The organism is Photorhabdus machadonis, from assembly GCF_052657765.1.
Genome location: NZ_CP199761.1, coordinates 4,808,235 through 4,821,619, shown reverse-complemented (window position 1 = coordinate 4,821,619; position 13,385 = coordinate 4,808,235). Strand labels below are relative to the sequence as shown.

The following is a 13,385-nucleotide window of genomic DNA, read 5'->3' as shown; positions in this document are numbered from 1 at the left end:
GAGTACTCTGCAACAGAGTTATTTTTACTCTTTGCGTCTTGACATGTTTTTGAAGGAACAAATTTATGGCCCGCATTCCCGAAACCGAATTACAGCACCTGAAAGCCGCCGTCTCCTTAGTGGCCGTCGTTGAGCAACAGGGGCGAAAGCTGGTTAAACACGGTAAAGATTACGTACTGCTGTGCCCGTTCCATCAGGAGAAAACCCCGTCAATGGTGCTCAGTCCTAAAAAGAACCTCTATCACTGCTTCGGCTGTGATGCCGGCGGCTCAGTGCTCGACTGGGTGATGAAAACCGAGGGCTTAAGTCTGCGCCGGGCGGTGGAACGGTTACGCGGGGAACTGGGGGATAACCCGTCGGTGGTGCCATTGGTGCAACCGGATGAACCGGCCATGCTGACCGAAGACGAAGCCGGTCGGCAGGCGTTGCTGCATCGGGTAACCGAGTTCTACCATCATACGCTGTTGAACGCCCCCGAAGCGCTGGCCTATCTGGAAAAACGCCGGCTCAACCATCCGGAATTAGTCGCCCAGTTTAAACCGGGCTTTGCCAACCGGACGCTGGCCTATCGTTTGCCCCCCGGGAAACTCAAAGCCGGCGCTGATATCCGGGCCCGGTTACAGGCGATTGGCATCATGCGTGAGTCCGGGCATGAACACTTTGCCGGCTCGCTGGTGATACCGGTCATCGACAAACAAGGGCAGGTGCATGAGCTGTACGGGCGAAAAATCACCGACCGGCTGCGCGCCGGCACGCCGATGCATCTGTATCTGCCCGGCCCCCATGCCGGTGTGTGGAATGAAGCGGCACTGGTCAGTTCAGGCGTGGTCATCCTGTGCGAATCGCTCATCGACGCCCTGTCATTCTGGGTGGCCGGTTATCGCCACGTCACCGCCGCCTATGGGGTGCATGGCTTCACCGATGCGATACGACAGGCGTTCCGGCAGCATGGCGTTAAACAGGTGTTGATTGCCTTCGATAATGACGCCGCCGGGAATGAGGCGGCGGTGAAACTGGCTTCTTCATTAGCCTCTGATGGCGTGGTCACTTTCCGGGTGGTGTTCCCCGAGGGCATGGATGCCAACGGCTATCTGTGTCAGGTGGCCGAGCCGGAACGGGCCTTCGGGCTGTTACTTGACGGGGCGGTGCCGATGCAGGCGCCGGACACAGCCACTGAGTCGGCGGCAGAACCGACCTCTCCGCCGGCCTTAACCGCGGCACAGCCGGCTATGCCCGGTGTGGTGTGGGAAAAAGGCGCCCACGGAGCAGTGCGGGTTACACTGGGTGCGCTGTGCTGGCAGGTGCGCGGGCTGACTCAGGTGAAACCAGGTTCGGCGGTGATGAAAGTCAATGTTCAGGTCGTTGATACCGACAGCGGCGTGATGTTCGCGGACAGCGTGGACATGATGAACGCCCGCAGCCGGGGCGGGTATGCGCGACTGGCCGCCACCGAACTGGGGCTGGCCGAAGGCGACTTACGGCGTTCACTGGGGCAGCTGTTACTGGTGCTGGAGCAGTGTCAACAGGCCGGTGTTGGTGAACAAACCGAAACCCCACCGGTTCCCGAACTGAGCGGGGACCAGCGGGCTGCGGCGCTGGCGTTGCTGCAAGAGCCGAAACTGAGTGAGCGCATCATCACTGACTTAGCCGCCTGTGGCGTGGTGGGCGAATCCACTAACCTGCTGGCCGGTTACTTAGCCGCCGTCAGTCGCAAGCTGGACCGTCCGCTGGCCGTGCTGATACAAAGCAGCAGTGCCGCCGGGAAAAGCTCACTGATGGATGCGGTCCTCAATCTGATACCGGAAGAGGAACGGCTGCAATACAGCGCCATGACCGGCCAGAGTCTGTTCTATCTGGGGGAAACCAATCTCCAGCATAAAATCTTAGCCATTGCCGAAGAGGAAGGCGTCAGGCAGGCCGCCTATGCGCTTAAGCTGTTGCAAAGCGACGGCGAACTGACCATTGCCAGCACCGGTAAAGACGATGCCAGCGGGAATCTGGTCACCAAACAGTACACGGTGAAAGGACCGGTGATGCTGATGCTCACCACCACCGCGATAGATGTCGATGAAGAGCTGTTAAACCGCTGTCTGGTGCTGACCGTGAACGAATCGCGGGAACAGACCGAAGCTATCCACGCCTTGCAGCGCCATAAGCAAACCCTCGAAGGCTTACTGGCCGAGAATGAAAAGGCGTATATCACCGAACTGCATCAAAACGCCCAGCGGCTGTTGCGCCCGCTCAATGTGGTTAACCCTTATGCCTCACAGTTAACGTTCATGAGCGATAAAACCCGCACCCGGCGCGACCACATGAAATATCTCACCCTGATACAAAGTATCGCCCTGCTGCATCAGCACCAGCGCGAGGTGAAGACCGCGGAACACCGGGGCAAACGGCTTGAATATATCGAGGTGACCAAAGACGATATTAGCTTAGCAAACCGGCTGGCCCATGAGATATTAGGCCGCACGCTGGATGAGATGCCGCCCCAGACCCGAAAACTGTTGCTGCTGATACAGCAAATGGTGAAAGACACAGCGGCAGCGCAACAACGCCCGGTGAAAGATATCCGCTTTACCCGCCGGGATATCCGCAGTTATACCCACTGGAGTGACAGCCAGCTTAAGCTCCACTGTCAGCGCCTGAGTGACATGGAATACCTGCTGACACACGGCGGCAGTCGCGGCCATCTGTTGCAATATGAACTGCTCTGGAATGGCGATAAAGCGGAGGAGGCTCACCTGTGCGGTCTGATTGAACCGGAAAATCAGGCTGCCAATAGTGTATATGACTCGTGCAAGTCTGGCCCGGATGAAGGCAAGTCGGGGTCAAGTCTGCCCCAAGTCAGGGCCAAGTCTGGGTCGCCAAAACCGGCGGCAAGCCGCAGTGACAAAGGGCTGAACGGTTCGCAAGTCGGGACAGCCTGAAAAGGACTGTTCCGGCCCCCTAAAAATCAGGCCGTCGTACCGTACTGCCCCTTCATCAACGAACCTGAAAGCCAGAAAGGAAAGTGTGAATATGACGGGTGCAAGTCTGGCTCAAATGAAGGCAAGTCAGGGTCAAGTCTGCCCCAAGTCGGGGTCAAGTCTGGTTCGCCAAAACCGGCGGCAAGCCGCAGTAGCACAGGGCTGAATGACTCGCAAGTCTGGGCAGACAGAAAAGGACTGTTCCGGCCACTTAACAATCAAGCCATCGTACCGTCGTGATGCATCACACACCGATAACCATTAACCGCTGTTCCCTACAGGAAATCCCATCATGTCATCACCCGCTAAACATCAATCCAACTCCCGCCCGCTGACCCTGCGCCAGCATCTGGACGCGTATCTGGATAACCTGCTGTTGCAGGGGGCGAGTCAAAAGAGCCAGTCCGCCCGTCATGAACGGCTGTCACCGTTCGTCAACTGGTGTGAGGAACAGGGCGTAATATCCGCGGCTCAGGTCACCGAACCGTTACTGGAAAACTGGCAGCAGCATCTGACCCGGTACCGCAAAGCCAACGGTCAGCCCTACCCGCCGGACAGTCAGCGCCGACGCCTGCGCGCCTTACGCCTGTGGTTCGACTGGTTGCAGCAACAGCACGCTATCCCGACCAGCCCGGCGGCAACACTGGCCTCGCCAGACAGAAAAAAACGTCCCTCGGTGACGGAGACCCACGGTCAACCCGACGCCATACCGGCCCGCTTCGCCACCTTACGCCAGCATCTGGCCGCCTGGCTGGAAGCCGTACGAGGACAGGGCTTAAGCGAACGGACTCAGGAGTCCTATGAAGAACGGCTGTTGCCGTTCATCAACTGGTGCGAAGCGCGTGGCGTGATGACGGCACCGCAGGTCAGCCTGCCGTTACTGGAAAGTTACCAGCGCTGGCTGAGAAGCTCCCGTAAAGCGAACGGTCAACCCTACAGCCCGGGCAGTCAGCGGGACCGCCTGAGTGTCTTACGTCAGTGGTTCCGCTGGCTGTTGCAACGTCACCATATCCTGTATAACCCGACGGATAACATGGTATTGCCAAGAGAAGAAAAACGGCTGCCGGCGCAGGTGATGAATGAAGACGAAACCCACACGGTCTTAGCCGCAACGGATATCAACACCCCAACCGGGCTGAGAAACCGGGCTATCCTTGAAGTACTGTGGAGTACCGGTATCCGGCGGATGGAAGTAGCCAACCTGCTGTTAAGCGAGGTGGACTTCGGGCGCGGGGTGGTGCTGGTCAGACAGGGTAAAGGCGGTAAAGACCGGGTGGTGCCCATCGGCGAACAGGCGCTGCACTGGTTAAGTCGCTGGCTCAGCGTCCGGCCCGAGTTAACGCGGCGGGAGGACAGCGGTCACCTGTTTATCACCAGGAAAGGCCGGGGACTGGCCAGAGGCACGTTAACCCAGATAGCCGCCGACAGCATCCGTAAACAGGCGCAACTGGCTAAACCGGGGGCCTGTCATCTGTTCCGCCACTCAATGGCGACGCAGATGTTAGAGAACGGCGCAGACACCCGGCACATCCAGGCGATACTGGGGCATGAGAAGCTGGAAACCACCCAAATCTATACCCGGGTGGCTATCGGTCACTTAAAGGAAGTGCATGAGCAGACCCACCCGGCAGAACGGCAGTCAAAGCAGGCAACGCTGCCAGAGGATAAGCAGGCAAATAGCGACCAGCCGGACAGCCCGAAGCCGGTCTGAACGCGCTGTGTTGCCGGACAATCTTAATGTTAGCCGGTTCCCTGTGAGCGCGTGGGGTGCAGTGAAAGGCAGACTGCGCGCCTCCCTGCGCACAGACTGCCTGCCCACCTTCGGAGTGCCGGCGGTAAATGGTGGCCGCCCGGCCCTCAACTCAAGTGTTCTCTGTCAACACGGTTGCCGGTCAACCCCCATTCAACATAATGTGGCATTAAGCGAAATGGGCCTGAACGGCCCACAACGCTTAATGGTACATTATGTCGGCGCCGCCCACCCAAGGGCGCTGCGCGGTTACCTCAGCCCCGGTGCGCGGCTGGCCGCCGGGTGGGGCCTCTCAGCCCCAAAGGCGCGCAAGGCGGACGCCTTCCGCTGTCAGCCGCAGTGCAAAATCCCACCGCCGCAGTCGCCGCCCTCCCTGGCGGCTCCGGTGTTAACATCTGCCTTAAGCCGTTGCCGGTCAGGCCGTCAAGGTCAACGGCCCTGAAGGCAGGCCAGCAAGCTGGCCGCGGTTTATTGCCCCCACCCAACCCTGCTGCACTGGCTGCGTCCGGCTCGCAGTCGCAAGCTCCTTGCTCGTTCCCGTACTCGCCATCTCCGCCCCGTCCGCCCCCGCGGGCGGGGGCTCCCCGCTGAACCCCGTCGATAAGCGGGCTTCGCCAGCCCGCACCCGGCCAACCCGCGTCAGCGGCGCAGACAAGCTGCACCGCCGCCACGGGTTCCTGATAAAACCCGGTTCTGGCAGGCAAAGCGGGCCGAAACCCGGCGCTGACGTCGGGGAAAAAATGCGCTAACATCGGGAAAGTGCCCGTCGGGGCGAGTTGATATGTTCTTTAACAGGGTGGGAAAAGCCGGCGAAGAAAAAGGCGGCTAAATCAGGGGGAAAGGTCCGCTCAGCCGTATGATGGCGTCGGGATAGTCCCTAAGACCCGATTGGCTTAGCAGGGGGATTAAACTTATATCAGTACGCACCAAACCCCCTGACATGGATCGATCCGCTGGGTCTTGATGTCGTACGTTTACGACACTACACCAGTAATCAAGGATTCAAAGGGATACAAGAAAGTGGTGTGATTAAGGCTAGTGATCAAAATGCTGTATTTGCAACCAAAGCGAAAGGGAAACCGTTAAGTATGGCTGATGCTGCTGATAAATTTAAAATCAAACAAAATCATGGAAGGAATTATATAGATTTTGATATTGATGAAAGTAGAGTTGAGTTTAGAAAGAATGATCTAAATAACTTTTCAAAATAATAGATCACTTGGAGGGAACTCAGTCCGATTTTTGCGATCTGATCAATTGCGAAAAATCCCAAACCCCAACACGGACTGAGTGATGCCTATCATAGCACCTATACCTCAAGATGAATGCCAGAAAATGAGAAAACTTATCCATAAAACCCGTGATAAGAACTATTCCCGTCGATTAACGGCGTTATTGATGCTCAATGAAGGATTGACAGTGACTTATGTCGCCAAGACCCTTCATGCCGCACGCTCTTCCGTCAATCGTTGGGTTCAGTGGTTTACATTATATGGGCTGGAAGGACTCGAAAGTTTACCCGTTGGCCGACCTGTTGTCTGGGATCTCTCCCCGCTCTATAACCTCTTACTTTTCTTATTACAGCAATCCCCCCAAAAGTTAGGCTATCTCCGCTCTCGCTGGAGCCTTGAACTCATGACTCATACCCTCAATGAATTACTCAACCTCTCTCTGACGCAAAATGTCCTTTATCGTTACTTTGCTCAGGTGGGGATTGTCTGGCGTAGAGCGGCACCCACAGTGAAACAACCTGATCCCGAATACGATGAGAAAATGGCAAAGATCGCGGAAGCCAAAGCGAACATTTCAGAAAAACATCCCGTTTTTTATGAAGATGAGGTGGATATTGATTTAAACCCGAAAATCGGCGCGGACTGGTGCTTCAAAGGACAACAAAAACGGGTTATCACCCCGGGAAAAAACGAAAAACATTACCTTGCGGGCTGCCTTAATGCCCAAACAGAGCAAATCACCTATGTTAAAGGAGTAAAAAAGAATTCTGATTTATTTATCAAAATGTTAGATGAACTGAATCATCAATATCCCCATGCGGAAACCCTCACATTAATCTTAGATAACTACTGTATTCATAAAAGTCAGAAGGTAAAGGACTGGCTGGCACGACATCCAAAATTTACCCTGTTGTTTTTACCGGTCTATTCACCGTGGCTAAATAAAACCTGATTATCACTTAAATTCAGCTCCCATAGGCGTATACTTAAAATAAGTCTGTGTGGAGGTAAATGAAAATGGCTAAAAATCAGATTCAATTCCAAAAAGGCATTTCTATTCATGAGTTTATTTCATTATATGGTCATGAAGAACAATGCCAGAAACAGGTGTTCGATATGCGCTGGCCTACGGGGTATCACTGCCCTCATTGTGGGCATGATAAGTATTGCCAGTTAAAATCTCGTCTCCTTTATCAGTGCAATCAATGCCATCATCAGACATCTTTGACGGCCGGCACATTGTTTTCTGCGTCAAAATTACCTTTAACTGTGTGGTTTTTGGCGATTTATCTCATGACTCAGGAGAAAAATGGGATTTCTGCACTTGAATTGTCACGTCAACTGGGCATTTCCTACAACGCGGCATGGCGTATGAAACACAAGCTAATGAAAGCAATGAAAGAACGGGATGACGAAAAGCCTCTCGGCGGGTTTATTCAGCTTGACGACGCATACTGGGGAGGGGCTCAGCATGGCCCCCGAGGGCGAGGGGCAAAAGGGAAATGCCCTTTCGTTGCGGCAGTTTCAATGAATGAAAAGGGCCACCCTATGTTCATGCGTTTCAGCGTTGTGAAAGGGTTTAAGACCGAGGAACTGACCCGTTGGGCTAAAGTGCATCTCAAACCAGAATCTCTTGTTATTTCAGATGGATTAGCTTGCTTTCGGGGGATTGAGCAAGCCGGGACTTTCCATTTGCCCCTCGTTACCGGCGGTGGAGCGCAGAGTGTTAAGCTTCCTTATTTTCAGTGGGTTAACACAATGATAAGTAATGTAAAAAATTCGATACGCGGAACATATCATTCGATTAGCAAAAAGTATTTACCTCGTTATCTTGCCGAATTCTGTTTCAAGTTCAATTGGCGCTTTAACCTTAAAAAAACATTCGAACAGCTTATTTATTCATGTATCCGGGCAGCACCTATACCTGAGTATTTACTCAAGCTAGCTGAGATTCGATGGTAATCAGGAAATAAAATAGAACGGTTATGGCAATCGCTCCATGAGACAATAACGCGAAATCATTGTTGTCAATTTATGTGGCAGTTACTGAATTATGTTGATGCCTTTTTGGCATCGTTTTCATCACAGCAAAAGCCAGGAAGACAAAAAATGGGTGTAGCACAATTATGAAATCTTATTTAGGTGTAGAAGAATATAAGATTAAAGGTGATGTGCACTTGGATAATAAAACGACAAAATTTGTAAAGAGGTGTTAATAATGATTGAACAATCTCAACGAAGAGTAAATGATTTAAAAAAAGCATTCATGCTTATTGAGGAAATTGTTCCGACCATTGACAAGATTGGTTCAGGTTTCTCTGATAGCGATACTGTAGGTTTAGTCTTGTTGCTGTTTTTTAAAGAAAATCTTGTATTGGATAAGTTGGCAAATATACGAAAGATTATTAATAATGAACTATCGGTGAAATTGATACCTGAAGAATATGATGAATTGATCGAAAAGGATATCCCTCTCTGGATACCACCTTATAATAAATCTAAAGATGAAATCATTAATATGATAGAGAGGCTACATGACTAAATGAAATATAATTTTTCGTTAAATGATTAAGATTAAATCCGGAAGTGTAACTCTCCTTCCGGATTTTATTTTTCCTACCGTGGCGAATACCCGTGATAAGCCAGTGCCAGCGCTTCAATGTGGCTTAATTGAATATCCTGTAAACGCCGCCCTCCTTGGCGGCTCTGGTGATAACATCGGCCCTAAAACTCGCCCGCCAGCCTGTTAAGGTCAACAGCCACAGACCGGTAAGCCAGTCGGGGCGAATTGGCATGCTCTTTAACAGGATGGGAAAAGCCGGCGAAGAAAAAGGCTGCTAAATCAGGGGGAAAAGTGGCCTAAACCGTATGATGGCGTCGGGATAGTCCCTAAGATCCGATTGGATTAGCAGGGGGTCTGAACTTATATCAGTACGCCCCGAATCCGATGATGTGGATTGATCCTTGGGGATTGAGTGGTTCATATATATATCGAGGTATGACTGAAGAAAATGGTCAACCTAAAGTTGGTGAAACTGCCAGAGCATTAGGCGCTAGGCCAAATGGTGATATACCTGTTGATGCAAAGGGAAATGTTCATCCTAATACAGGTGGTGTATCGGTATCACCATCACCGCAAGATTTACCTCCCCATAGAAGACCGCCTGAGTATGGAGGGACTGGTAAAGATCCTGTCTGGAAACTTGATACATCAGATCTTGGTGATGAATTAAAACATGTACCAGATAAGCCGGGTCATGGCACTATCCAGCCTACGCGCACGGTGTCACTGTCGAGATATCAGCAAGCTCTAGCTAATTTAAAAGGTAAATGGAAGAGATGCTAATGGAACAAGAACTAATAAATGTTCTAACCGAGGAAATTCAGTTAAATAAAAGTCTTTTAGAACTCAGAGATGCCCTTGTTTTATTTAAAAATAAAGGAATGACTAAAGAATCTATGCGGGAATCTTTGAACAGACTTATATCCAATGAAAATGAAGATACGATATGGGATTTATTGGATTTTGTTGAAGGCTTTTGTAATCCAGATTTAGATATTTATAGAACTTAGTCTTTGGGGGGTTGGGATATATCAGTTTCCATCATATATAGATATTCAAACAGTCTGAAACCGGAAAATCTCTGTGATCTTCCGGTCTTATTCATGATCTACCGTGGCTCATATCCACGGTAAGCCAGTGCCGACTGGAGCTTACCGATGACATCCTTAATCTGATACGCTTCCTCGTCATTCACCGCACAGACGCGTATCTCTGCCCAGTTTAACCGCTTAACCAGTTGGGCCAGCGCTTCAATGTGGGTTAACTGAATGTTCTGCAAATGCTCAATCGCCATCGTCATCTCATATCAATGGAGCGCCGTTGGAAGTGACGGACGAAGAGGGCAAAATTGCGTGGGCGGAGAAATACAGTACTTTCGGTGAACTGGATCTGTCTTTCCTACACAAATATTTTAACCCGCCCCCGCGTTATTGAACTTTTCCCTCATAGATTGATCTCAATAAAAAACACGACTTGAGGTAATCTTTATGTTTTCAACCTGCGCCGAACAATGGGCAAATGACACGTTTCAACATGCGGAATTAGGTGATAAACGCCGTACCAACCGCCTGGTGAAAGTGGCCTGTTCGTTGGCTAACCATAGAGGACAATCGCTCGTGCAATCTCTTGACTCTCCTGCCGATGTTGAAGCGGCCTACCGACTGACCCGAAATTCCGCCATTGCGCCTCAGGCCATCGCCGAAGCCGGATTTACCGCCACCGTCGCTCACGCTCAACGTTATCATTGCCTGTTAGCGCTGGAAGACACGACAACCCTGTCATTTTCCCATGCGTCGGTCGCCGATGAACTCGGCTATACCACCTCAAAGGAAAAATCCCGGGGCATGCAGGCACACTCGGTGTTGTTATTTGCGCCTGAAGAACAACAGGTCGTGGGGTTGATAGAGCAACAGCGCTGGTGTCGAGATGTCAGTGATTATGGCAAAAGCCGACAACGCGATACACGCCCTTATGAAGGGAAAGAGAGTTATAAGTGGGAACGGGCCTCACAAGCCGTCGACAGCCGGTTAGGGGAGCAGATGGCCAACGTGATTTCTGTCTGTGACCGTGAAGCCGATATCATCGAATATCTGCGTGATAAAACGAGCCAAAAACAACGTTTCGTCATCCGTTCGATGCAAAACCGGCGTATAGAGGAAAGTCAGGATAAACTTTATGATTTTATCAGCCGGTTACAGAGTGCTGGAGAACGATTAGTTCAGGTCAGACAGAAAGGCGGGCGTCAGGCGCGTGTCGCGCATTGTGATATCAGTTATGCCGAAGTGACGTTGAAAATCCCCGAAGGAAAAAGCGGTGAGGCGGTGCGGATATTTTATGTCGGTTGCTACGAAAAAGGTCCGGAGGATGGGCTTTGCTGGCATCTTCTGACCTCCGAACCCGTCAACAGTCAGGAAGACGCCCATAAAATATTCAGTTATTACGAGCGCCGCTGGCTGATAGAAGAATTTCACAAAGCGTGGAAAACGGGCGGCACGCAGGTAGAAGCGCTGCGTATGCAAAGCAAAGATAATCTGGAGCGCATGATAGTGCTGCTGGCCTTTATTGCGGTACGAATACACCAGCTGCGTTTTATGGGTCTGAACAAAGAAGAGGCAGAGAAAGAGAGCTGTGAGACAGTATTAAGCCCCCTGGCGTGGAAATTACTGTGGTCAAAACAAGAAAAACGCCGTGTGCCGAAAAAAGCCCCGAGTTTGCATTGGGCCTTCATCAATCTGGGAAAACTGGCCGGCTGGTACGATTCCAAACGCACGGGTCGAGTCGGATGGGAACGACTTTGGGAAGGCTGGTTTCGGCTGCAAACCCTGATAGACGGCTATTTGCTGGCTAAATCAGTTGATTTGGAGATCTGATCAAGAGACAGGCTATAACCCGGCACCAGTGCAATGCGTTTTGTGTCATCTCCCAACGCGCTGTCATAGTCACCATCGACATGAAAACTCGTGATATCCAAATGAACGGAATCGGGCTTCAGCCCCAATTTATCAACCACTTGCTCAGCAAGCACCTGATAAACTTCCGACACCCCCGCTTCATATAAGGCATCCAGTGTACGGCCGAGCACATCATCATTAAGGTGTTCAGCTTCAATGTCAGCGCCAATTAAACGCGCAATCGGCTTATGTTGAAAAAAGCCGGAAAACATGTGCAATGTCCGGCTGTGAAACCCCAGCCCGTTAAGGATCATCGCCAGAAAAGCGTCGGCGTGAGAGACGGTATGCGATGAATATTTTGGGATAATGGCATCAATCATGCGGGGTAAACCGGCTTCATGACAAAAAGCGGCGATAAGGCCAGGATGATCGAGACGTTTAATGGCAGGTATGGGTGTGGACATATTCGCTTTCCGGCAAATAAAAGTAATAGATCAAAATTAGCGATTACCGTCAACCCCACCGATGTCATCAATACAAAAAACCTGTGTAAGATCACATTATTTTTAAATCAGAAATACGGTGCGGAATGACGGTTTAACTTGTTTTTTTGTACAGTATTTAGCACTTCCCTCGTTAGATACAATATTACAACATCAACAAAATCACCTTCCGAATTAAATGATTTAGTTAATCCACAATAAACAAAGCCGATACTCATAGCATCCGAAATTAAATAAGTATCATCGGAATTTATTTGAGTTTGTATCACTTTATCTAGTTTGACAATTTTATGGAAAAAGAAACCCATTCGTTTATAAGGAGTATTTTCTAACTTTCTATCTACATAATTAAAAGAATGATGTAATAAAGAAAATATTTCACAATCAAAATTAAATGTGGCTATGTAAGCATCCGTATTAATTTGAAATCTGTTTTCATTTTTTTGAAAGCTATGCACCTTAATTTTCTCTAGATATTTTCCCCAATCAGCTAAGTTGTTGTATGATTCGATAAGTTCTTTTTCTATATTATTCTCACGCATGAGTCACCTTTTTCTTTAAAAAGCTCACAAAAACTATTTAACATTGTGAGCATATGGATGATATATTGAGGAAAGTTGAAATAATACTATCCATAAGTATAGGTTTTATATTTATTACACAGGGAAAACAAGTCTAATTTAACCTTATATCTTGATTATCATTTTTACAGGTCGTGTATTCAAGGTATTGACTCGCTTTAAACATAGTACTTGCGCTTAGTGAAAATACTAATGATTTTGTCATGCATTTCGGCCGATTTTGAATAACCGAGTGTCTTACGATTCAGTCGTTTAATCCGGTTACGCAAAGTCAAATTTCCATATTCGATACGTTGTGTGAAACCTTATTCCTAATAAGGTGTTGGCTTATCGGCAAGAGGTTGTAAGCATTGAAATTGTCTGTATACTAGAAAAACACCTTGAATTTTGACACAATGTCTTCCTGATTCTTTTTACGAAGGTATGGGCGATGATATGCTTCAGGTAAGGCTCCTAAGCATACTACGACCAACGTTGCTGCTTCTTATTACCGATGAATGACCACATTTCATTGACTTCGCAGATAAGTTGAATTTCTAAATCATCCAGAGGTAATGTAGTCACACATCGTGGGGAAAGTTTTTTAAGGTTTGAACGACAGCATTAATGCCGATATGTAATGTCCGAGAGGTGTTGCGGATACCTGCGTTATTCATTGCAAGATTAACAAATTGTTTTTTTATTCCTGCACGACAGGCACGATATCTATATTCGAGCTGGAAGGTGCGACAACAGGATAGACAACGGGAACGCTGATGACCACCTTTACCTATGCCGTGCTTTTTAACGTTCTTTATTTGATGACAAAACTGACATTTAGCTTCCACAATTGTTATCTAAGCTCTCTCGTAAAAAACAGGGATTATACACAAAGAACAACGCATTGAATATACAAC

Annotated in this window: 10 protein-coding genes and 6 pseudogenes; 12 read left to right on the top strand and 4 right to left on the bottom strand. The window is 49.5% G+C overall.

Annotation, left to right across the window (positions count from 1 at the left end; genetic code table 11):
• Positions 1-65 precede the first annotated feature (65 nt).
• From ACUN2T_RS23155 to ACUN2T_RS23110, 10 genes and pseudogenes are all read left to right on the top strand, one after another.
• Positions 66-2,930, top strand: coding sequence for a CHC2 zinc finger domain-containing protein (locus ACUN2T_RS23155; protein ID WP_445495251.1), 2,865 nt, complete (start codon positions 66-68; stop codon positions 2,928-2,930).
• Between the two features lie 715 nt (positions 2,931-3,645).
• Positions 3,646-4,680 carry a site-specific tyrosine recombinase XerC gene (gene xerC, locus ACUN2T_RS23150; RefSeq protein WP_445497820.1) on the top strand — a complete coding sequence of 345 codons (1,035 nt, stop codon included), beginning with the start codon at positions 3,646-3,648 and terminating at the stop codon, positions 4,678-4,680.
• A 920-nt stretch (positions 4,681-5,600) separates the two neighbouring features.
• A pseudogene (locus ACUN2T_RS23145) lies at positions 5,601-5,912 on the top strand (HYD1 signature containing ADP-ribosyltransferase family protein); the annotation flags it as partial.
• A 100-nt stretch (positions 5,913-6,012) separates the two neighbouring features.
• Positions 6,013-6,897, top strand: a pseudogene (locus tag ACUN2T_RS23140) (IS630-like element ISPlu16 family transposase); the annotation flags it as partial.
• Positions 6,898-6,968: 71 nt separating this feature from the next.
• Positions 6,969-7,913 carry an IS1595 family transposase gene (locus tag ACUN2T_RS23135; protein WP_110090437.1) on the top strand — a complete coding sequence of 315 codons (945 nt, stop codon included), beginning with the start codon at positions 6,969-6,971 and terminating at the stop codon, positions 7,911-7,913.
• Between the two features lie 6 nt (positions 7,914-7,919).
• Positions 7,920-8,081 (top strand): annotated as a pseudogene (locus ACUN2T_RS23130) (IS630 family transposase); the annotation flags it as partial.
• Positions 8,082-8,169: 88 nt separating this feature from the next.
• Positions 8,170-8,493 (top strand): hypothetical protein, encoded by a 324-nt coding sequence (locus ACUN2T_RS23125; RefSeq protein ID WP_350304734.1) that lies wholly within the window; start codon positions 8,170-8,172, stop codon positions 8,491-8,493.
• Positions 8,494-8,844: 351 nt separating this feature from the next.
• Positions 8,845-8,932, top strand: a pseudogene (locus ACUN2T_RS23120) (RHS repeat-associated core domain-containing protein); the annotation flags it as partial.
• Positions 8,933-8,949: 17 nt separating this feature from the next.
• Positions 8,950-9,297 (top strand): Tse2 family ADP-ribosyltransferase toxin, encoded by a 348-nt coding sequence (locus ACUN2T_RS23115; protein ID WP_445497963.1) that lies wholly within the window; start codon positions 8,950-8,952, stop codon positions 9,295-9,297.
• Positions 9,297-9,524, top strand: coding sequence for a hypothetical protein (locus ACUN2T_RS23110; protein ID WP_445495250.1), 228 nt, complete (start codon positions 9,297-9,299; stop codon positions 9,522-9,524). Before ACUN2T_RS23115 ends, ACUN2T_RS23110 begins: the two co-directional genes overlap by 1 nt.
• Positions 9,525-9,622: 98 nt before the next feature.
• On the opposite strand, the gene ACUN2T_RS23105 is transcribed toward ACUN2T_RS23110, so the two are convergent.
• The gene (locus ACUN2T_RS23105; RefSeq protein ID WP_445495249.1) at positions 9,623-9,808 is read right to left on the bottom strand and encodes a DUF7706 family protein; all 186 of its coding nucleotides are present in this window, start codon (positions 9,806-9,808) and stop codon (positions 9,623-9,625) included.
• A gap of 32 nt (positions 9,809-9,840) precedes the next feature.
• Between ACUN2T_RS23105 and ACUN2T_RS23100 the strand changes: the two genes are divergently transcribed.
• Positions 9,841-9,948, top strand: a complete 108-nt coding sequence (locus ACUN2T_RS23100; protein WP_445495248.1) for a hypothetical protein — start codon at positions 9,841-9,843, stop codon at positions 9,946-9,948.
• A 53-nt stretch (positions 9,949-10,001) separates the two neighbouring features.
• A complete protein-coding gene (locus ACUN2T_RS23095) occupies positions 10,002-11,384 on the top strand; it encodes an IS4-like element ISPlu9 family transposase (protein WP_445495247.1) in 1,383 nt (460 codons plus the stop codon).
• Positions 11,385-11,395: 11 nt separating this feature from the next.
• Here the strand turns inward: ACUN2T_RS23095 and ACUN2T_RS23090 are convergent.
• The 3 genes and pseudogenes from ACUN2T_RS23090 to ACUN2T_RS23080 form a co-directional block, all read right to left on the bottom strand.
• Positions 11,396-11,869: pseudogene (locus ACUN2T_RS23090) on the bottom strand (IS1634 family transposase); the annotation flags it as partial.
• Between the two features lie 107 nt (positions 11,870-11,976).
• Positions 11,977-12,450 carry a hypothetical protein gene (locus tag ACUN2T_RS23085; protein WP_445495246.1) on the bottom strand — a complete coding sequence of 158 codons (474 nt, stop codon included), beginning with the start codon at positions 12,448-12,450 and terminating at the stop codon, positions 11,977-11,979.
• 197 nt (positions 12,451-12,647) lie between these two features.
• Positions 12,648-13,325 (bottom strand): annotated as a pseudogene (locus ACUN2T_RS23080) (IS1 family transposase).
• Positions 13,326-13,385 lie beyond the last annotated feature (60 nt).